17 protein-coding genes are annotated in these 19,541 nt (G+C 39.3%); 10 read left to right on the top strand and 7 right to left on the bottom strand.

What is annotated here, in order from left to right; all coding sequences use genetic code 11:
- The first annotated feature begins 742 nt into the window (after window positions 1-742).
- The 3 genes from PLE33_00850 to gpmA are packed head-to-tail and all read left to right on the top strand — an operon-like array spanning window position 743 to window position 2,384.
- Window positions 743-1,114 (top strand): Rid family detoxifying hydrolase, encoded by a 372-nt coding sequence (locus PLE33_00850; protein HPS59796.1) that lies wholly within the window; start codon window positions 743-745, stop codon window positions 1,112-1,114.
- Between the two features lie 3 nt (window positions 1,115-1,117).
- Window positions 1,118-1,621, top strand: a complete 504-nt coding sequence (locus PLE33_00845) for a cob(I)yrinic acid a,c-diamide adenosyltransferase (GenBank protein ID HPS59795.1) — start codon at window positions 1,118-1,120, stop codon at window positions 1,619-1,621.
- Window positions 1,622-1,634: 13 nt separating this feature from the next.
- On the top strand, window positions 1,635-2,384 hold the full coding sequence (gene gpmA, locus PLE33_00840; GenBank protein HPS59794.1) for a 2,3-diphosphoglycerate-dependent phosphoglycerate mutase: 750 nt from the start codon (window positions 1,635-1,637) through the stop codon (window positions 2,382-2,384).
- Here the strand turns inward: gpmA and purE are convergent.
- The gene (gene purE, locus PLE33_00835) at window positions 2,381-2,833 is read right to left on the bottom strand and encodes a 5-(carboxyamino)imidazole ribonucleotide mutase (GenBank protein ID HPS59793.1); all 453 of its coding nucleotides are present in this window, start codon (window positions 2,831-2,833) and stop codon (window positions 2,381-2,383) included. The genes gpmA and purE overlap by 4 nt on opposite strands.
- Before the next feature lie 9 nt (window positions 2,834-2,842).
- Window positions 2,843-3,511 (bottom strand): PTS sugar transporter subunit IIA, encoded by a 669-nt coding sequence (locus PLE33_00830; protein ID HPS59792.1) that lies wholly within the window; start codon window positions 3,509-3,511, stop codon window positions 2,843-2,845.
- A gap of 94 nt (window positions 3,512-3,605) precedes the next feature.
- On the opposite strand from PLE33_00830, the gene PLE33_00825 reads away from it, so the two are divergent.
- The 7 genes from PLE33_00825 to PLE33_00795 are packed head-to-tail and all read left to right on the top strand — an operon-like array spanning window position 3,606 to window position 10,753.
- Complete coding sequence (locus PLE33_00825; protein HPS59791.1) at window positions 3,606-4,106, top strand: LptE family protein; 501 nt, start codon at window positions 3,606-3,608, stop codon at window positions 4,104-4,106.
- Entirely contained in the window at window positions 4,045-4,836 is a 792-nt protein-coding gene (locus PLE33_00820; GenBank protein ID HPS59790.1) for a pseudouridine synthase, read from the top strand. Before PLE33_00825 ends, PLE33_00820 begins: the two co-directional genes overlap by 62 nt.
- Window positions 4,833-5,909: a DUF933 domain-containing protein gene (locus tag PLE33_00815; protein ID HPS59789.1), complete on the top strand. Its 1,077-nt coding sequence runs from the start codon at window positions 4,833-4,835 to the stop codon at window positions 5,907-5,909. The genes PLE33_00820 and PLE33_00815 overlap by 4 nt, the downstream gene beginning before the upstream one ends.
- Before the next feature lie 21 nt (window positions 5,910-5,930).
- Window positions 5,931-8,180, top strand: coding sequence for a DNA translocase FtsK (locus PLE33_00810; GenBank protein HPS59788.1), 2,250 nt, complete (start codon window positions 5,931-5,933; stop codon window positions 8,178-8,180).
- A complete protein-coding gene (locus PLE33_00805) occupies window positions 8,167-8,787 on the top strand; it encodes an outer membrane lipoprotein carrier protein LolA (protein HPS59787.1) in 621 nt (206 codons plus the stop codon). The genes PLE33_00810 and PLE33_00805 overlap by 14 nt, the downstream gene beginning before the upstream one ends.
- Window positions 8,784-9,839, top strand: coding sequence for a sugar phosphate nucleotidyltransferase (locus PLE33_00800; GenBank protein HPS59786.1), 1,056 nt, complete (start codon window positions 8,784-8,786; stop codon window positions 9,837-9,839). The genes PLE33_00805 and PLE33_00800 overlap by 4 nt, the downstream gene beginning before the upstream one ends.
- Window positions 9,840-9,856: 17 nt before the next feature.
- A complete protein-coding gene (locus PLE33_00795) occupies window positions 9,857-10,753 on the top strand; it encodes a SagB/ThcOx family dehydrogenase (GenBank protein ID HPS59785.1) in 897 nt (298 codons plus the stop codon).
- A 291-nt stretch (window positions 10,754-11,044) separates the two neighbouring features.
- Here the strand turns inward: PLE33_00795 and PLE33_00790 are convergent, their stop codons facing one another.
- From PLE33_00790 to PLE33_00770, 5 genes are all read right to left on the bottom strand, one after another.
- Entirely contained in the window at window positions 11,045-11,326 is a 282-nt protein-coding gene (locus PLE33_00790; protein ID HPS59784.1) for a hypothetical protein, read from the bottom strand.
- Complete coding sequence (locus PLE33_00785) at window positions 11,319-11,741, bottom strand: cyclic nucleotide-binding domain-containing protein (GenBank protein ID HPS59783.1); 423 nt, start codon at window positions 11,739-11,741, stop codon at window positions 11,319-11,321. The genes PLE33_00790 and PLE33_00785 overlap by 8 nt, the downstream gene beginning before the upstream one ends.
- On the bottom strand, window positions 11,734-12,159 hold the full coding sequence (locus PLE33_00780) for a cyclic nucleotide-binding domain-containing protein (GenBank protein HPS59782.1): 426 nt from the start codon (window positions 12,157-12,159) through the stop codon (window positions 11,734-11,736). The genes PLE33_00785 and PLE33_00780 overlap by 8 nt, the downstream gene beginning before the upstream one ends.
- Before the next feature lie 154 nt (window positions 12,160-12,313).
- Window positions 12,314-15,475 (bottom strand): ATP-binding cassette domain-containing protein, encoded by a 3,162-nt coding sequence (locus PLE33_00775; GenBank protein HPS59781.1) that lies wholly within the window; start codon window positions 15,473-15,475, stop codon window positions 12,314-12,316.
- A gap of 39 nt (window positions 15,476-15,514) precedes the next feature.
- A complete protein-coding gene (locus PLE33_00770; protein HPS59780.1) occupies window positions 15,515-19,408 on the bottom strand; it encodes a SpoIIE family protein phosphatase in 3,894 nt (1,297 codons plus the stop codon).
- Window positions 19,409-19,541 lie beyond the last annotated feature (133 nt).

Genomic DNA, 19,541 nt, shown 5'->3' with positions numbered 1-19,541 from the left:
CGTATCGTTCCCGTATCGCGATATGGGAAAGATACGGGATTCTCATTAGCAGTATAGCGCAAACAAGAAGGACAAGTTAATCAACTAATTTTGAAAGGAAATAGGGTAATTGATTGTTCGGTTGGAAAGGTGCATGCTGTTTGTTTTGACTCTAAACCGATTCTTTTTGTGGTTGAAACTATCTGCAGAAGCAACAGGAAATTTATCCTTTGTCCGATACTGTCAAAGCTGAAGCTCGGTTTAGAGTTAAAACAAAAATTCGTTTGGAAGGGTGTATGCTGTTTGTTTTGACTCTAAACCGATTCTTTTTTTAGTTGAAACTATCTGCAAAAGCAACAGGAAATTTATCCTTTGTCCGATACTGTCAAAGCTGAAGCTCGGTTTAGAGTTAAAACAAAAATTCGTTTAGAAGGGTGCATACTTTTTGTTTTAACTCCCAATTTTTCAGCTTTCAGACCAGCTAAAGAGCGGTTGAAAGTGAACGAAAAGTGTGGGATGTGGTTACACTAAAGGCAGGTGAAAATTGTAAGTCAAAACTTCCGCCGCTTGCATCGTATAATTTACGATGGGTTTACGCTACCATCGCACTCAATATATTGCCCTAAAGAGTTTTAAAGAGGAATAAAATCCCGGCAACTTGGACTACCTGTTATAAAAACAGGAAAACCTGAGTTTCGGGATTATCGGACTTGACAGATAGCATTGAAATTATAACTTAGACAAAAAATGTAAGGAGCATAAAATGCAATCAGTTATGACGCATCGTGCCCCGGCTGCGATAGGACCCTATTCGCAAGCCATTCTGATGAACAATATACTGTTCATAAGCGGCCAGTTAGGAATTGATCCTGGCACTTCTATTATCCCGGAAAGTTTTGAGGAGCAGGCAAATTTGGTTTTCAATAATATTAAAGCCATTTTGGATGCTGCAGGAATGGGGATGTCCAATATCGTGAAGGTAAGTGTTTTCATAAAAGACCTGGATGACTTTGAACTTCTGAACGATATTTATACCCGTTATTTAAGTGCTCCCTACCCTGCCAGAGAAGTGGTTCAAATTTCCCGTCTGCCGAAAAACGGTAAAATTGAGATTTCCGTAATTGCGATGAGATAGGAAATGAGCATTGTAACAAAAAGCGGAGATAGCGGAAAAACATCTCTATTCTCCGGAGAAAAGGTATTTAAAGATGACCCGCGCGTTCAGGCATACGGAACCCTGGATGAATTAAATTCCTGGATTGGAGAATGCAAAAATTATCTTTCCGACCCGAGGCAAAAAGAAAACCTGCTGGAGATACAAAAGACCCTTTTTCGCTGTATGGGGCAATTGGCTACAAAAAAAGGGACTTATCCCCAGCCAATTACAAATAAGGATGTTGATAATATTACGGAGCTTGTTTATTCTCTGGAAAAAAACCTGCATCTCAAAGGTTTTGTTATTCCCGGAGGAAATACTGTTTCGGCAAAACTTGATATCTGTAGAACCGTTGCCAGAAGAGCAGAACGCAGAATTATTTCGCTATCCAGGCAAGAAAATATTGCTCCCGAACTGCTTAGTTATGTAAACCGCTTATCCGATTTCTTATTTGTTTTGGCAAGAACAGAGGACAACCAATCTTAAAAAGGAGTTAGTTATGTATAAAATAGTTTTACTTCGTCATGGCGAAAGCACTTGGAATAAAGAAAATCTGTTTACCGGCTGGACAGATGTTGACCTTTCCGAAAAAGGTATTGAAGAAGCGCATCTTGCCGGAAAACGACTAAAGGAAGAGGGCTTTGTTTTTGATGAAACCTGGACTTCCGTATTAAAAAGAGCAATCAGAACTTTGTGGATTGTTCTGGATGAAATGGATTTGATGTATCTTCCTGTATATAATGACTGGCGGCTGAATGAAAGACACTATGGAGCGTTGCAAGGTTTAAACAAAGCCGAAACAGCTGTTAAATATGGAGAGGAACAAGTTTTACTTTGGCGTAGAAGTTACGACACACCTCCCCCACCCCTGGAAAAAAGCGATCCTCGTTATCCTGGAAACGATCGCCGATACGCTAATTTGAGGGAAGATCAACTTCCGCTATGTGAATCCTTGAAAGATACCGTTAAAAGAACAATGCCCTTTTGGAATGAAATCATCATACCTCGTTTAGCTGCCGGCAGAAAAATGATAATTTCTGCTCATGGCAATAGTTTGCGAGCCATAGTGAAAAGCTTGAGTAATATCAGCGATGCGGATATTGTTGGTCTGAATATTCCTACTGGCATTCCCCTTATTTATGAATTTGATGATAATTTACAACCGGTTAAAAATTATTATCTGGCAGATAAAGCAGAATTGGAAGCTGCCCAAAAGGCAGTTGCCAATCAAGGCAAGGCAAAATCCTAAGCTTTCAACCCGGCTTTATAATCCGAAAACTTCTTCTCCAGCTCTTTATCTTTCAACGCTAATATCTGGATTGCAAACAGGGCTGCATTTTTGGCTCCGTTAATTGCCATACACGCAACTGGCACTCCAGAAGGCATTTGCACGATGGAAAATAGAGAATCCAAACCGTTCAAGGCACCGGAAATAAAAGGAATTCCTATAACCGGTAGAGTTGTATGAGCTGCAATGATGCCCGGTAAATGAGCAGCCATACCTGCTCCGGCAATGATAATTTCTATTCCTTCCGCTTTTGCATTTTGAGCAAGGGCAATTGTATTTTCAGGATTACGGTGAGCTGAAGAAATATGCAGGTCATAAGAGACATCAAACCGGTCCAGTATTTCCCTGGCAGGAGCAATTTTATCCAGATCACTTTTGCTACCGATAATTATACGGATTTTTGGAGGCATCTGTTTTTTTTAAGCTTGCTCGGGAATAATAGTTAACAACTGGTGAATTTCATTAGCATCTTTAGCTTCCGTCAGCCGTTGCAAAATATCTTTATTCATCATTAAGCGGGAAATATATGAAAGCGAAAAAAGGTGCTGTTTATCGTTATGCAAAAGAAGCATAAAGAAAATATTCACAGGTTGATTATCCGGTGCATCAAAATCTACCGGTTCAGATGAACGGCCGAATAAGATGCTGGGTGTTTTAATTTTGGAAGGATGCAAATGACGGGGATGCAAAAGGGCAACTCCATTGCCGATAGCGGTAGAAACTAATTCTTCACGAGCTACTACAACTTCATAAAGCCAGCGTGCATCACGCACAAGTTTCAGGTCTTTTGCCTTTTCACTTAAAATACGGATGGCATCGTATTTGTTTTCTGCACTGAAATCCAGAAAAATATTCTCCGGACGCAGATATTCTTCAAAATGGCAGATAACTCTTTTCAGAGCAAGCATTTTTTCTTCTGTTTCGTTAAGATTTTCCAGCCATTCATTTAAGGAATCCTCGTCTATTTTAACATTTTTGCCTATGAGTTTACTTTCAAAAACATTCGTGGCGATCATTTCCTGAATGACTCGTTCAGAAACCTTTAACTTCTTGGCAGCTTCGGCTTTAGAGATAAATTTCTTAGCCATAAAAACCTCCTTTATTACGGTTTTATTTTCGTTTTTTTCTATTTTTTCAAGGTTTAGCTTGACAATTATATAAGCATTTTTGGGAGATGGAATAATGGTCAAGAAAATTATTTATTCCTTGCTGCTGTTATGTATCTTAAGCAGCTGTTATTATTCTGTTTATTCAAATGCCTACCCGCATTTGCGTAAAATTAGAATTCTGGCTTTTGAAAATAGAACCAGTGAATATGGTTTGGGGGATAAACTGCTTACCTATTTGAACCGGGAAATTAGAGAAGACGGTCGTTTAAAACTGGTAACAGAAGACCCCGATTGCACCCTGGAAGGCACAATAATCAGTTTTTCGGAAACTGTTTACAGCTACGATGCAGCGAACCAAGTTCAGGACTATCAGGTTAAAATGGTGGTCTCGGTTACTTTTACCGATTTGATAAATAATTCAGTGCTTTACCAAAACAGCGGTTTGACGGTGACAGAATTATATGCCGTTGCCGAAGGCGGCACTGCCAAATTTAAAACAAAAGAGGAAGCAGTTGAAGAACTCATCTCCAAACTCTATAAAACCATCCTCCAAAACAGTATTGAGGGATGGTAAAACCCTTCGTCTGAATCGTTATATTGCTGATTGCGGACAAGGCAGCAGAAGAAAAGTAGAAGAATTCATCACTTCCGGCAGAATTAAAGTTAACGGCATTTTGGTGAAAGACCTCAGCCAGCGTGTAAATCCTGCGGAAGATAAAGTAACTTTGGACGGAAAACCGATCCACCCGCAAAAAGAAAAATATTACCTAATTCTTAATAAACCCCGCGGTTATATTGTTTCCCAAAGTGATGAACTGGGTAGAAAAACGGTTTATTCACTTTTACCACCCAAAGGAAAACAGCTGGCTTATGCTGGCCGACTGGATAAAGATAGTGAAGGGCTTTTGCTTTTTACTAATGACACAGCTATGATAAATTTATTAACGCGTCCTGAAAATAAAGTGGATAAGGTTTATAAAGTAGATATCAACCGTCGGCTAAACAATGCGGAACTAAATCTGCTTCGTAACGGAGTAGAAATTGAAGGGGGAAAAACACTTCCTGCCGGAATTTATGTAAAAGCGCAAAGTCCTGACAGTATGAGCTTAAAAGTAGTAATCACCGAAGGCAGGAAAAGACAAATCCGCCAAATGATAGAAGCAATTGGGGCAAAGGTTACTTATTTAAAACGCCTTCAGTTCGGTCCCATAAAACTGAAAGACCTTCCTGTTGGTAAATGGCGTCTATTAGAACCAGCGGAAGTAAAAGCGCTATTATACTTGAAAAAGGATAAAAATAGATGAAAGCGGCAATAATCGGTCTGCCTAAAACAGGTAAGACAACAATCTTCAATGCCTTAACCCGAAGCGAACAGAGCACTGATAAATATGCTACCCCTGCCCGGGAAGCCAATATCGGCGTTGTCCAAGTTGCCGATGAACGCATTGACAAGCTTGCCGAGCTCTATCAGCCCAAGAAAACTATCTATGCTACTATTGAGTTTCACGATTATCCCGGTATTTTTTATAAAGACAGCGAAACCTCGGAAACAGCTATGCTTGCGGATATAAAAAATGCCGAAGCGTTTATCCTGGTATTACGCTGTTTCAGTGATGAGGAATTGGAAGGTCTTTTCCCCTTGGGAACCCCTTTAGAACAATTTCAGCGCTTTCAGGAAGAAATGTTGCTTTACGATATGATTATGGCAGAAAAGCGATTAGAGAAAATTGAGCTGGGTTATAAAAGAGGAGTTAAAACCCCGGCTGTGCAAATTGAAGAAAAGGCCTTGCACAAAATTGTGGATTGCCTGCAAAATAACCAGCCCTTAACAGCTATTACTTTAAATTCTGAAGAGGAAAAAGCAGTGCGGGGCTTTCAATTTTTCTCTGCCAAGCCAATGTTGATTTTGCTGAACTGCAACGAGGATAATTTAAACACCTGGGATGAAACCCTGAAGTCCTTTACTAACAAGGGTTATCAGGCACAGATAATAGCCGGGAAGTTTGAAGAAGAGCTCAGCAAACTGGACAACGAAGAAGCACTAATGTTTATGGCTGATATAGGTATTAGCGAATCTATTTGTGACCGTTTGGCACACTGGACTTATCAGCTGATGGGTTATCTTAGTTTTTTCACTGTCGGTCCTGATGAAGTTCGTGCCTGGACAATTGAAAAAGGTGCCAATGCTGTAACTGCAGCAGGAAAAATTCACAGTGACCTGGCGCGGGGTTTTATCCGGGCTGAGTGTTTTCAGTATGCAGACATTATTACTTACGGCAGTGAAAAGGCACTTAAAGAGAAAGGGCTTTTCCGTTTGGAAGGAAAGGATTATATTGTTAAGGATGGAGATATTCTTTCCATCCGCTTTAATGTATAGAAAATCAGGGAGCGTATCATCTTGGCAAATAAGCAGCAACGCAAAGGAAACAACACCAGAAGGCAAAAAAAGGTAAGCCCGCTAACCAAAAGGATTATCAGCGGAATAGTATGTTTGCTGTCCATTTTAATTATTATAGCTCTTAATATGGGTTATAATTCCATCAAGAATGATATGGATACTTTAGCTGCCGGGGGCAACATATTTTCCTGGTTCAAGGAAGGTAATTCCACAACTGATAATCCAATTGGCATTTTCGGCATTGTTTGCGGTTATGTTTTTATCTATCTTTTCGGGTTCTGGTTTTCCCTGATTGGTTTAAATATTATAGCGGTGATGTCGTTACTCTATTTTTTAGCTCCTGAAGCCGATAAATACAGGAAAAAGGGCTATGCGCTGATGATAATTATGTTCTTGCTGCAAGTGTTGTTAGTTTCGGGGCAGCAGGAATATTTTCATAGTATTGTGCCCTTATTTGTTTACCGGATTTTAGCAGCTGTTTTTTCAGGAGCAGGCGCTAAGATTATTTTAATCGGCGCTGTAGTTTTAACAGCTGTTATGCTGATTGAATATGAACGGTTAAAGAGATGGATTTTGTCTGCTGTAGAAAACTGGCAGCAGCAGAAAGAGAAAAAGCCCAAAGCAGCCAAACCTACCATCACTGCCAATAATATAAATCCTGCTCCCCAAGAAGCAGAGGAAACAATTCCGGTAATCCAAAATCACAATCGTTCCGTTCCTGTTCCGGAGCCCTTATTTGAAGAGGTTGTAAAGCTTCCTAAAGAGAAGAAACCCAAGCCGTCTTCTAAGGAAGAGGATACGGATAGAGAATATCAGCTTCCAGTCATAGATGAATTTTTGGAAAGCCCAATTAAACTTTCCGAACGCGAACGCAAAGAAATTGAAAATCAAATTATCTCTACCAGCCAAATTTTAAAGAGCAAACTGGCAGAATTTGGAATTGAAGCTGAAGTAAAAAATGTGAATATCGGTCCCATTATTACTCAATATGAACTGGAACCTGCCAAAGGCATCAAAGTAAGCCGTTTTACTTCTCTGGCAGATGATTTGGCACTAGCTATTAAAGCAAAATCAATCAGAGTGCAGGCACCTATTCCGGGACGAGGGTTAATCGGAATTGAAATTCCCAATCTGGCAAGAGATATGATTTATTTGAAAGACCTCCTGCTTTCGGAACAAATGCGGCAGACAACATCCAAATTAGCATTCGGTTTGGGCAAAGATATTGCCGGTAAACCAATTGTAGCTGATTTGGCAAAAATGCCCCATCTTTTAATTGCCGGTGCCACGGGAAGCGGAAAAAGCGTTTGTATCAATACCATTATTATGAGTTTGATTATGCGCACCAAACCTGATGACCTGCGTCTAATTTTAATTGATCCCAAGAGGGTTGAGCTGGCGGGTTACAATGAACTTCCTCATTTGATTGGACAAGTTGTAACCGATGCCGATACTGCCTTGGAAACCTTTATTTGGGCAGTGCGCGAAATGGAAAGGCGTTACGAAATTTTGCAGGAAGCCAAAGTGCGGGATATTATTGGTTACAACGAAAAATGCAGTGAAGAAGAAGGCCTGGAGCCCTTGCCTTTTATCGTTATTATCGTGGATGAATTTGCCGATTTAATTATGACCAGCGGGAAAGATATTGAATTGCCGATCACGCGTTTAGCACAAATGGCAAGAGCGGTGGGTATGCATCTTATTTTAGCTACTCAGCGTCCTTCCATTAAAGTTATCACCGGTATTATTAAAGCAAATTTCCCTGCCCGAATTGCCTTCCAGGTTTCTTCCCGAGTGGATTCCCGCGTTATTTTAGATATGATTGGAGCGGAACGACTTTTAGGCAATGGAGATATGCTGTTTTTACCTCCGGGAAAAGCATTGCCGGAACGCATTCACGGTGCCTTTGTTTCCGATGTGGAAATTGCCAGGGTTTGTAACTTTTTGGCTACTCAGCCCAAGCCCACACAGGATTTTTCGCTAACTATGGAAGAAAATGAAAGCCCCGGTTTCTTTGATTACGATGATGATTTATTTCCCGAAGCAGCAAAAGTAATTGTTACCACCGGAACTGCTTCCGTTTCTATGTTGCAACGGCATTTTAAAATTGGCTATGCCAGAGCGGGACGATTAATTGACCTTTTAGAAAGAGCCCGCATTATCGGACCTCATTTAGGTAGTAAATCCCGCGATGTTTTAGCAACCCGGGAAGATTTAATCCGCATAGGAGTGATAGATGAAGAACGCTAAAATAATTACCCTTATCCTTTTACTGTGCTGTAACCTGCTTTTGGGCATCAGCAGTGAAGCGCTGTATCAAAAAATAGCCAAGACCTACGGAAGTTTAAGCAGTTTTCAGGCAGTAATTAAGCAGGATAACTATTTTGCTTCCCTTGAAAAAAGCATCACCTACAACGGAAATATCTATTTTACCAAAGGCAGGATGGTTATTCGTTACAATAAGCCCTATTTTCAGCGCTTAATTGTTTCCGGGGGGATTGTTGATCTCTATGATTCACAAAGTAACACTGTCTTTCGTAGCAAAATGCGTCCTGAATTCGGCAAAATGAACCCTGTGGAAATTCTGCAACTGTATTGGAAAAAGTCCACCGTCAGTATTCAGCAAGGCAAAGGAGACCTGGTGAATGTTTCTCTGAAACCTTTTGACGACCCGATTATCGTCTCTATCAGTGCCTCAGTAAATTCAGCAACAGGAATCGTGCAATCGTTAACCTGGTCAAATCGTAATAATGATAAGGTCACCTACAATTTTTCCAATATCAAAACCAATGCCAAAATTCCTGCCTCCATTTGGCAATACACATACCCTAAAGATGTGCAGGTTGTAGAACAATGATCGCCCTAATTATGGCAGGGGGAGCAGGAACCCGTTTTTGGCCTCTTAGCCGCAAAAATTTCCCGAAACAGTTCTTACGCGTTTTGGGTGACCTTTCGCTTTTACAGATGACAGTTAAACGCCTTTTACCCCGTTTTTCTTTTGCCGATATTTATATTGTAACCGCAGCAAATCAGATAGAACTGATTAAACAACAGCTACCGGAACTTCCCATCCAGAATATCATTATTGAACCATTTGGGATGAACACTGCACCCTGCATAGCGCTTAGCGTGGAATATTTGAAACGCTTGTATCATCCTCAGGAGGCATTATTCATTTTGCCTGCCGACCACATAATTCGTGAAGGGGAAAAGTTTCTGGATATATTAAAGCCCGCAGAAATTGAGGCACAAAAGGGGTATCTTATCACTTTTGGCATTGTTCCTTTGTATCCTACTACGGGATATGGCTATATTGAAGCTGGAAAAGAGATTGCCCCTGGCGTAAGAGAAGTATTGCAGTTTAAGGAAAAGCCCGATCAACAGACCGCAGAACTGTTCCTGGCACAAAAGAATTACTATTGGAACAGCGGAATGTTTTGCTGGACTCTACAAACTATTTCTCAAGCATTTGAGGTCTGGTTACCGGAAGCGTCCAATATCGTTAGCGAAATTGGTAACAAATGGCAAAATGAAGGTTTGGATACAGATATTGCCTCCCTCTATGCTAAAATGCCACACCTTCCAATTGATATCGGTATTATGGAAAAGGCAGATAACCGGGGAGTTATTCCCGTAACTTTTGATTGGAGCGATGTTGGCAGCTGGAAAGCGGTTGCTGATTTAACAGAGAAAGATAAGGAAGGAAATTATTTTTCCTGCTGCGGTAAGGCCTTATCCGCTACTAATAACTATATGGCTACCAATAAATTCACAGCTTTAATTGGAGTGCACGACCTTTGCCTGATTGAAACTGACGACGCTATCCTCCTTTGTAATAAGGATATGGCGGAAGATGTGAAAAATATCGTGAACTTTCTGCAACAACAAAACCGGCAAGACCTGCTGTAAAAAAAGGAAAAACAAAAATGGATATGAAGACCTTTGGCTATTTGTATTATAAAACCCGGGGCTATTCCCGCGAAGAAATTATCAAACAAGCCGAAATCAGCGAAGAGGACTTTGCTTTTTTTGAACAAAATCTGCAGGATGTTCTGAAAGAAATTGATACAATGAAACCTGAAGCGGAGAACATCGGTTTGGAATTTGTTCGCTTAACCCGCTATATCTATGAACGCGAAAGCGACCAGACCTTAGGAGTTCCTCGTCCGGATGCAATTAAAGCTCGCAGCGGAGAAATTATTGCTTTGCCGGCAACAGGAACCCTAAAAATGCCGGAAATGCCATTAGCCAAAGCCATTGAACAGAGAAGAAGCTTGCGTAAATACAGCGATGCACCTCTAAAACAGGAAGAACTCTCTTTTTTGCTTTGGGCTTCTTCCTGGGCAAGAGATTTTCGCTCTACGGAAAAGATGGAACTTACTTTTCGCAATGTTCCTTCTGCCGGTTCACGCCATCCTTTGGAGACCTTTTTAGACATCCGTAAAGTGGAAGGCATCAAACCCGGTTTATACTATTATCATCCTGTAAAACACTGCCTGATTTTATATAACGATTCTCCCGAAATTGCCGCTAAAATTCACGAGGGCTGTATGTTCCAGGAAATGATACCTCAAGCAGCAGTGAATTTTATTTTTTCCGCAGTTCCCTATAGAACTGTGTGGAGATATGGCCAACGCGGCTATCGCTATCTCTATCTGGATGCAGGACATATAGGACAAAATATCCATCTTGCAGCGGAAGCCATTGATGCCGGTGCCTGTATGATTGGCGCTTTTTTGGATGAAGTAATGAATGAAGCATTGGGTTTGGACGGCATTGAAGAATTTGTAATTTATATTGCCAGTGTAGGGAGAAAACCCTAAATCCCATCGCTGCCTGAGATAAGAAAGAAATTATTTCCTCTTTTAGAACAGGGAGTTTGCATTAACCGATTTGGCTTACGCCATTATCGCTATTGAAATAAAGAAGGGTAGCCGTTTTTAGTACCGGCGGACGCCGTTCCGCCGAGTCGGCGCTACAGCGAGCGCCGGTACACATTCCGCCTTTTTTTATTCGGCGCTACAGCGAGCGCCGGTACCAAGAAAGCCCCTCGGAAAATTTGTTCTTTTTTCCCTCCCCAAAATCAGCCGTATAGCAGTTCCTTCTTTTTGGGGCTATGCGGCAGATGAGAATCCCGTATCGTTCCCATATCGCGATACGAGAACGATACGGGATTCATATCGGAGGGTTATTGAGAAAATTTCAGGTTCTCTTTGGCATTGATATATAATATTTTTTTCTATCTCTAATACACAGTTATATTGTAGAAACCACCAAAGCTCTCCCCTCTTTTGTATAAAATCAGGTATCTTATTTGAAAACTTGTCAGCAATAAAATGTATGTATATCTTGCCTTTATATTCAGAATTATTAGAGAGAGAAATAATTTCAGGCATTTATCATCCCCAGATATTTGTCTTTCAGCTGCAGCGAAAGAGCCGAAAATATCTTTTCCGCTAAAAGAGGGTATTCTTTTAACAGAGCGCAAAGTTTGGCAAAGGGGATAATATCTGCCTCTACATAAGTTAAGGTAACAACATTGGCAGTTCTGCGTGTAGGAATAATAAAATTCATTTCGCCCACAAGGTTTCCTGAATGGATGCGTGTAACTTCACGCACATTGCCTTCAAAATCTTCAACCTGGATAGAAACGCTGCCTTCTTCCAGGCAAATTATATCCCGATTGCGTTCTCCGAGGTTGATTATTGTTTCGTGAGCCATAAAGCTTTGGGATTTAACTATTGTTTTCAACAGTTTTTTCTCTTCCGGGCTTAAGAAACAATAGAGCGGGTGGTCATTATACTTAACCATCTAGACTTCCGTGAGTTAACTGAATTATTTTCAGACATAAGGAGTCATTTACAGCTGCCTGAATTCTGGCAGCCAAATCGGGGTCACCGGCAATAAATTCATTTAAGGCAGAGAACTTCAATTTCAATACTCTGCAGGGTTTAACTGCTTTAATTTCTAAAGGGCTGGGAAAGGACTCCAGGTAGAAAATCTCTCCATAGTATTCACCGGGGAAAAGGGAACCCAAATATTGCTTGCCTGTAAGTTCCAATTCCCCTTCCTGCAAAATAATAAAGCTATCAGGCAGGGAACCTTTTTCCAATATAACTTCCGCGGGCTTTAGTTCTATGGATTCTGTTTGGGAGAAAATTTGGGCATATTGAGCATCGGAAAGATACTTGAAAAGGTCTGAATCCTGAGAACGAATATAGATGTTCATAGTAATAATCCGTGGTAGAAGAGGACTTCTACCTTCCGAAAGTTAGAATCCTGAGAACGAATATAGATGTTCATAGTAATAATCCGTGGTAGAAGAGGACTTCTACCTTCCGAAAGTTAGAATCCTGAGAACGAATATAGATGTTCATAATTCCTCACTGGAAATAATAACGCAACCGCAGCCAGGTGATAAAGCCAAAAACACAAGCCATTAAAACCGAAATAATTATATCCGGAAACAAAGTAGAGACCTCCTTTCCCCAAAACTTCATTTCCGGTGAGAGAAAAATATTGCGTTGCTCATTCAGATACTGTCCATCGGCAATAGATATTGCCTCTTTAATAAGGTCGTTACTGTATTTACTTGCCGGGTGTTTTTCCAGAAAAGAATTATGGGACTCTACTGCTTGCATATAGGTCTGATAATTTACTGCAGCATTATGAGAAAGAGAATAGAATTTACGATTCTCCCGCTGAATAGTATTTAAGGTAGCGGAAGAAATCATCCAGCCCTCATAAAGCCAACGCGAAGGTATAAAATGACAAAATTCGGGAATTTCGCTCTTTTTGTTAATCCGCAACGCAGAATTCATATCAGCAAATTGGATAACAGCCCCGCTGAATAATATCTGAGGTATTATCACCAACGGCAGGATATTGATTACAGCACTGCGGTCTTTGATGATGCTGGAAAACATCAAGCCAATGCTGTAACCGATAATTCCACTCAGTAATAAAAAAAGACAATGGGGAACTAAAAAACCCCGCAAACCCAAAACCCAGGCAGAAATGCAGTAATAAAGCAAAACCTGGATTAAAGTCATTATAAATAACACCAATCCCTTGGCAAAAAGTTGCTGAAACGCAGAAACATTTAGTTTCAATTCTCGCATAATACTGCGTTTTTCACTTAGCAGGTCATCAATGCTATTAGCCAAGCCGATGAAGATGAAAATAAGAACCGAAATAAAACCAAAAAGCCAGGAATTTTGATTTTGACCAAAACTGTAAACTTCGCCAACCGGAACACTACGCAACATAAAAGCGGTAATAAAAGCCAAAAGCGGAGCTGCCAGTAAAGTGAGCATTACATTCAATTTGCTTCTGCTTTTATTCAGAAAATTGCGGGCTGTTAAAAAAAACAGATTGGCAAAACGATAGGGTTGTTTTGCTTTGGGAGCAGCCGCTATTTCTCTTTCCGGATTAGAGCCCAAAAGTTCAAAATTGGTATCCATCGCTTTTTGAAAACGGTAATTACGATATTTCCTCTGCCAGTATTCCGGAGGGAATTTTCTATTGCCGGCGGAATCAGTCAGCTCAATGATGTCATAGCAGTAATCGGGCATCAATAGTTTTCTTTTTAGAGATAGCGCTTCTTTTTGTTTACTGCTTTGGGCAAGTTCTTCCTCAAAATAGTTGAAGACATCTTTGCCGGAACCGAAATAGACCTGTCTGCCACCCTTATCCAAAAGCAAAACGCTGTCAAAATAGTTAAAGACAGTAGCGTTGGGCTGATGAATTGTGCAGATAATAATTTTGTTTTGTTGTTTCAGCTCGTTCAGAAATTCCGCTATGTTTTCTGAATCCTTGGAGGAAAGTCCGCTGGTGGGTTCATCCAGAATAATAATCATCGGGTTCAAAACAAGCTCCAAAGCAATATTTAACCGCCTTCTTTGCCCCCCGCTGAGCTTTTTATTAAGCGTATCTCCAACCAACATATTTCTCTGTTCATAAAGCCCAACGGTCTGCAGTAAATTATGTATTCGGCTCTTTATTTCCTCCTTGTTTTTCAGGTAGGGTAAAGCCAAATGGACACGAAAGAGCAGATTTTCATAAACCGTTAAATTGGGGAAAAGTAAATCGTCCTGTGGCACATAGCCAATATACTTTCTGAAAAAAGGATAATTGGAGTTAAAATCCAATCCGTCCACTGTTATTTCACTATGCGTAGCTTTTATATCTCCCAATAGAACTTGCAGTAAAGTTGTTTTGCCACTGCCACTGGAACCCATAACTGCCATCATTGTTCCTTGTTTTAAATGAAAAGAAATACTGGCAAGCCCTGTTGTGCCATCCTTAAATTGGTGCGAGATTTCAGCAACATTGAAGTTTTCAATCTGCAAGGGAATTTCAATCAGCTCCCGATTGCGATTGATAAGGTAATTGGTTTCCGCAATAGAAATAATATCCTGATTGATGGTATAATGTTGCTTACCGGTAAATGCATTCCCGTTTAGGAAAACCTCCCCGGTATCTATTTTTTCTACCCAAAGCTCTTCTTCTTGCTGAGAGAAGTGTAATATTGCTGAAGCGGAACTATTGGAACTAAGATAAAAGCCCTGACGATTACTGCACAGATAATAATCCCGCTCTTTGAACAGGTCTTCTTTTTCGCTTTCTTCTTGAACTAATATCTGCAACAATGTTTGTGAACTATCCAAAACCGGATCGTCCAAGGCAAGTTCCTCTGTTTGATGCAGCTTGAATTTAGCTTTGCTTTCCAGCCCAAACCGGCGGTTTTTATACTTCAGTTTACATTGATGAAATTCAGGATAATGCAGCTCCCGGGCTGAAAAACTCAGGTTATAAATAGTCCACAGGTCTTTTGTCTGCAGCCGAATTTCCCCTTTTGCACCCTGTAAAATAATAATGCTATCTTCCTGCAAACGATGAAAATGCCCTTGCTCCAAAGTCCGCAAAACAGTTCCTTCCACTATAGAACAGATTGATTCCTCGCCTTGAGAACAGGGATTTACTAAAACCAGGGATTCAATCATAATAAAGAGGAGTTTGGCATTATTATGCAGACCCCGGAACTTAAAATCACCTCCTTCCGCTGACCATAACATAGAATTTCTCAGCAAGCCCGTTTCCATATCTTTATAAGAAAGCGATAAGTTTATAAAATCGGTTTTACCTTCAAAAAGGTCATAAATGGCATCCAGCAGATTCACTTCCAAGCGAAGAAGATCTACTAAAACAACAATTTCCACACTGCCTAAAATATTTATTTTACTGCGTTCATAATAGGCAAGGGATATCAGGTTCAGAATAATTTTGGTGCGATCGGCAGCATTTAAAGTCCTATTCAAAAAATTGGCTGCTTCCCTTAAGGAAAGTGCCTTCTGCCTTGCCTGCTCAATTTTATAAAGAGGAATTTCACCGCCAAACATACTTTGCAGAATGCGGTCAACAAAATTTATCTCTGCCCCTTTCAGTTTAGCCGTGCGTGCCATATACAGATAAACAGAAACAACTGCAGAAAGAAGTTTATCCTGCAGCTCATCCTTTCGTTGTTTCTTTTGGTTAAACATCATTGCTCACAATGGTGTAACTGGAGGAATGGCATCCTTCGTCTATAGCTGTAATCCAACAATCGTAATATCATCCCGCTGTTCATAAAAATCCAGCATCGCTTTTATTTTTTCTGCTAAAAGGGTCTTCTGTTCAGCTAAGGGCAAAGAAACAAGCTCGGAAATCAGTTTCAGCCAGAGAGCATTGCCCAAACGCTTTATTTTTTCTGAATCGGGAACCGGTTGGTCTATTATTCCATCGGTATAAAGATAGAGAAGCAGGTTTGCTGAATAAGGCAAATTATGTTCCGTCAATTCCAGTTCCCGATGTCTTTTCAAACCACCTAAGCCATATCTATCTCCCCGAACCTGATTCAAGGTTTGGCTCTGTTTATCATAATATACTAAATTGAGTCCCGCACCGCAAAAAGTTATCAGCTCCTTAGTTATTTTCAGCAAAGAAATTTCCACTCCATCCTGTTGTGCTTCAGGATTTTCCTGATGCAAGGCAGCACCAAATTCCTGATGCATTGTTTGTAAAATGGCAGAGGGCTTATCCATTCCAATATCTTTAATTAAATGATTGAGAAGAGAGGAAACAGTCATAGACAGCAAAGCACCCGGAACTCCATGCCCCGTGCAATCAATAACAGCAAAAAAGACCTCCCCTTTTTCGTTTTTATGCAGCCAGTAAAAATCACCTCCCACAGTTGCTTTGGGTTGCCAGAGTACAAAATGGGAAGCAAAAGCATCTGCCATATCTGAATCCTGAGGCAAAGTTGACTTTTGAATAAAGAAGGCATAGTTAATTGACTCCTGAATGTGCTTTTGTTTTTCAATTACTTCCTGAGTGCGTTCTGCAACTGTCTTTTCCAGGGCTAAATTACGCAGTTTCAATTGCCTGGTACGCAGTTTATAAATTCCCCGAATAGAGAAAAGAAGAGCAATAATATATATCAGATACGCCCACCAGGTAGCATAAAAAGGAGGCGAAATACTGAAAAACACACTGATGGGTTTTGCCTTTTTACCAATGGGAGAAGTGCCATAAATCTGGAATTCATAATGCCCCGGAGGTAGCATTGGATATTCAATCTGAGGAAGATAATCACGCTGTTTCCAATTCTTTTCATAGCCCAGCAGACGATAAGTAAGTTTCATCTTTTCAGGATACATTGTGTTTAGAATATCCACCGGAATGATAATATTGTTCTGCTTATGATTAAATTTATTGGCTACTCCGGAAGGATATAACTTGCCGTTTACATTCACCGCCGGAACTATTAGCGTAGCTCCTTCCTCTTCCGTGATGAACTTATAAATTCCACTGCAGGTTACAATGAAATAATCACCTCCCAATTCATACATTGACAATATATTTTCAGGCAGACCATCACTTTGCCTGAAAATGAAATCTTCTTTAGAAGCCATAGAATGACGCACTAATGAATTACTGAAAACAAGCCATAAATCATTATTTATTTCCGTAACACCTTCCAGTTCTGTGTATTGGGAAAAATCATCCAGATTAACAGTATTCCATTTCTCCTGGTAAAGGTAGTATAGCTTATTACCAATCCTAGGATAGTAGTTAGCTTTATCTGTAAAAATATCGTATCCAGGTAATTCATTATTAGTAAGTTGATAAATAAAATCCGTATTGGATATAACAACATCCTTATTCGCATAGTTGCTTATTCTTAAATAAGTCCCTTTTTGTGTCTTCTGGAAATGAATAATATGGACTTTCGTTCCTTCCAATGTCCTACAAAATAAGGGAGTTATCCAGGTAGGTTTTTCCTCTATCTTATTTTGCTTACAGTCATAAATTAACGGAACAGTATTCAATTTTTCGGGTGGACTACCAACCAATGCAGTTTTTGCTGCTGGTAATGTTTTTCTGGAATAGAAAGGCATACCTGCGGATAATTCGCTCTCACCTTGTTCATTCTTAACAATTTGATTTACACTGGAAGAAACAAATATTGTATTTTCATCTATTACTTGGGGAAAGAAGGAGGAATATAACTGCTCATACTTAATATTATATGCCTTCAATATATCTGCCCAGGGGTTTATTATCTGTTCCAAATTTCCTTTTCTTGTTCCTTCGGAGTTCTTTAGAGTAAAGCAATGTTTATCATCTATCAGTAAAAGATAATCATCCAAAGTGGAATAAGAAAGTATGTTTTTGTATTTATCTTCTTTTTTCACCTTCCCGCCGGATAAATCAAATTCAACAATGTGCAAAATGGAATTATTTTCATCCAGCATATATAAAGATACTGCTTTCTGACTATTCATAAGTTTTAAAGTTGGGTAATATTTTCCTTTATATTCATATAGCTTGTTGATGCCCTTGTCGTTATGCAATAACAATAAGGTATTGTATTCCTTCACTTTATAATCATAGTTTCCTAAATTATGAAGTAATCCCCTTGAGTAATTGACACTTGTAAGCCAGTAATCTTGATATTGGTATTCATATAACAAATCACTTTGCTTAGAGATACAGACCTCTCTGATGCCTTCCTGTCCTGCAAACATAATACATTTACTTACCGGGTTATAATCAATTAGCGTAAGATAAGTTGCTTTATCAGCTACGGAGATACATTGAGAAATATTGGAATCTACATTTGTAATGTATATTCTGTGCACTCCAGGTATTTTTTTATCAGCTACGCTATACAGCACATTATTATTTTTAATAAGTATATTAGTAAACTTCCTCCAATAAACATATTCTCCCTTTGTTGATGCTTCAGGCATTGTAACAGGAATTAAGCAATCAATACCGGGAATTGCTGTCAATACTAATGCCTGGTAGTTTACTCTTTTTTTATCAACAGCTTGAATAAAACTATAATCATTCTTATAAAGTATAAAGCAATCCTGATCAGGATTATAGTCAGGATAATAATATTCTTCTTTGTTGTAGTTAATGCCGCTATCAATTTCACTGAAAAACAGAGTATCATTTCTGCAAGAAGTAAGAAAATTACGGTGAGTCCCATAGCAACTATTAGAATCAAGTAATACGCCTTTAGCCAAATTAACTTTTTGAAATAATGAATTATCGGGGTTCAGTTTGTATATATATTCAGTCCTGTCGCAGAGAACATAAATCTCATCATTGTCCGTAATTTGAAAAGAAGGAACAAATTTCTTCTTTTGTGCTGTGAATTGCTTATTCAATTCTTCTTTTGTAATACAAGGGATATTCTTAAGACCTTTATCAGAATAACGAGTAACTACAAAATCCTCTCCATTATCTAAAAATACCGTTTCATAATCAGTATTAGTTACGCTTTCATAATGAAGCTGGTATAAACAGTCATTTTTATCTAAGATAAACTCTTGCTCCTGCCAATTTAATAACCCACGATCTTTAAAATAACCATACGCATAAAGTCCCTCCTGAACATAATGTTTTATTGGTATTCTGATATATTTCCAGGAGTTATCTTTCAGCACAGCATAGCCCTTATCGCCCACTGCCAGAATTTTGTTTTTTATCTTTTTGCATTCTCTGATTCTATCATCCTTGGGAAAAGCGTATTTAATTATCTTATAGCCATTCCATTTATAGATGTAATGCCTGCCACCAAAAAATATGTTCTTATTATTATCCCTAATCAAGGAATAATCAAGCAGAGAATCTCTTTCTACTTGAGGAAGGTCTTTAGCTATATTCTGAAAGGAAATTCCGTTAAACTTAAAGATATTTGGAGGATACACTTCCAGCCATAAATAACCGTAGTTATCAACAATACTATTGTAATAATTATCCTTGGGAGCACCATCTTCGTAACGGAATAATCTGTTTTTTTGGGTATCGTATTGAATCTTTTGATATTGAGATAAAATATCGGTAGAGGAATTTTGTGCTGATTGCAGAACAGTCAGCAACAGCAAAGTAAAAATAACTGCCGTAATTCTAATTCGTTTTGCCATCTATCCTCCTTTTTCCGGAAAAATTTAGCTCTCACAGATTACACAGATAACACAGATTTTTAATTTTCAATTCTCCATTCTCAATTCTCCATTCTTTTCACCTTTCACCCTTCACCATTCACCGTTCACCTTT

This window comes from Candidatus Cloacimonas sp. (assembly GCA_035403355.1).
Taxonomy (GTDB): domain Bacteria; phylum Cloacimonadota; class Cloacimonadia; order Cloacimonadales; family Cloacimonadaceae; genus Cloacimonas.
The sequence above is the reverse complement of the archived record's forward strand: the minus strand, read 5'-3'. Positions and strand labels throughout refer to the sequence as shown.

What these genes read in the sequence shown, in the direction of transcription:
- PLE33_00815 (HPS59789.1), top strand. Translation starts at nt 4,833, where the DNA reads ATGAAAGCGGCAATAATCGGTCTGCCTAAAACAGGTAAGACAACAATC.
- PLE33_00825 (HPS59791.1), top strand. Translation starts at nt 3,606, where the DNA reads ATGGTCAAGAAAATTATTTATTCCTTGCTGCTGTTATGTATCTTAAGC.
- purE (HPS59793.1), bottom strand. Translation starts at nt 2,833, where the DNA reads ATGCCTCCAAAAATCCGTATAATTATCGGTAGCAAAAGTGATCTGGAT.
- PLE33_00830 (HPS59792.1), bottom strand. Translation starts at nt 3,511, where the DNA reads ATGGCTAAGAAATTTATCTCTAAAGCCGAAGCTGCCAAGAAGTTAAAG.
- PLE33_00775 (HPS59781.1), bottom strand. Translation starts at nt 15,475, where the DNA reads ATGATGTTTAACCAAAAGAAACAACGAAAGGATGAGCTGCAGGATAAA.
- PLE33_00780 (HPS59782.1), bottom strand. Translation starts at nt 12,159, where the DNA reads ATGAACATCTATATTCGTTCTCAGGATTCAGACCTTTTCAAGTATCTT.
- PLE33_00805 (HPS59787.1), top strand. Translation starts at nt 8,167, where the DNA reads ATGAAGAACGCTAAAATAATTACCCTTATCCTTTTACTGTGCTGTAAC.
- PLE33_00770 (HPS59780.1), bottom strand. Translation starts at nt 19,408, where the DNA reads ATGGCAAAACGAATTAGAATTACGGCAGTTATTTTTACTTTGCTGTTG.
- PLE33_00795 (HPS59785.1), top strand. Translation starts at nt 9,857, where the DNA reads ATGGATATGAAGACCTTTGGCTATTTGTATTATAAAACCCGGGGCTAT.
- PLE33_00785 (HPS59783.1), bottom strand. Translation starts at nt 11,741, where the DNA reads ATGGTTAAGTATAATGACCACCCGCTCTATTGTTTCTTAAGCCCGGAA.
- PLE33_00850 (HPS59796.1), top strand. Translation starts at nt 743, where the DNA reads ATGCAATCAGTTATGACGCATCGTGCCCCGGCTGCGATAGGACCCTAT.
- gpmA (HPS59794.1), top strand. Translation starts at nt 1,635, where the DNA reads ATGTATAAAATAGTTTTACTTCGTCATGGCGAAAGCACTTGGAATAAA.
- PLE33_00845 (HPS59795.1), top strand. Translation starts at nt 1,118, where the DNA reads ATGAGCATTGTAACAAAAAGCGGAGATAGCGGAAAAACATCTCTATTC.
- PLE33_00790 (HPS59784.1), bottom strand. Translation starts at nt 11,326, where the DNA reads ATGCCTGAAATTATTTCTCTCTCTAATAATTCTGAATATAAAGGCAAG.
- PLE33_00800 (HPS59786.1), top strand. Translation starts at nt 8,784, where the DNA reads ATGATCGCCCTAATTATGGCAGGGGGAGCAGGAACCCGTTTTTGGCCT.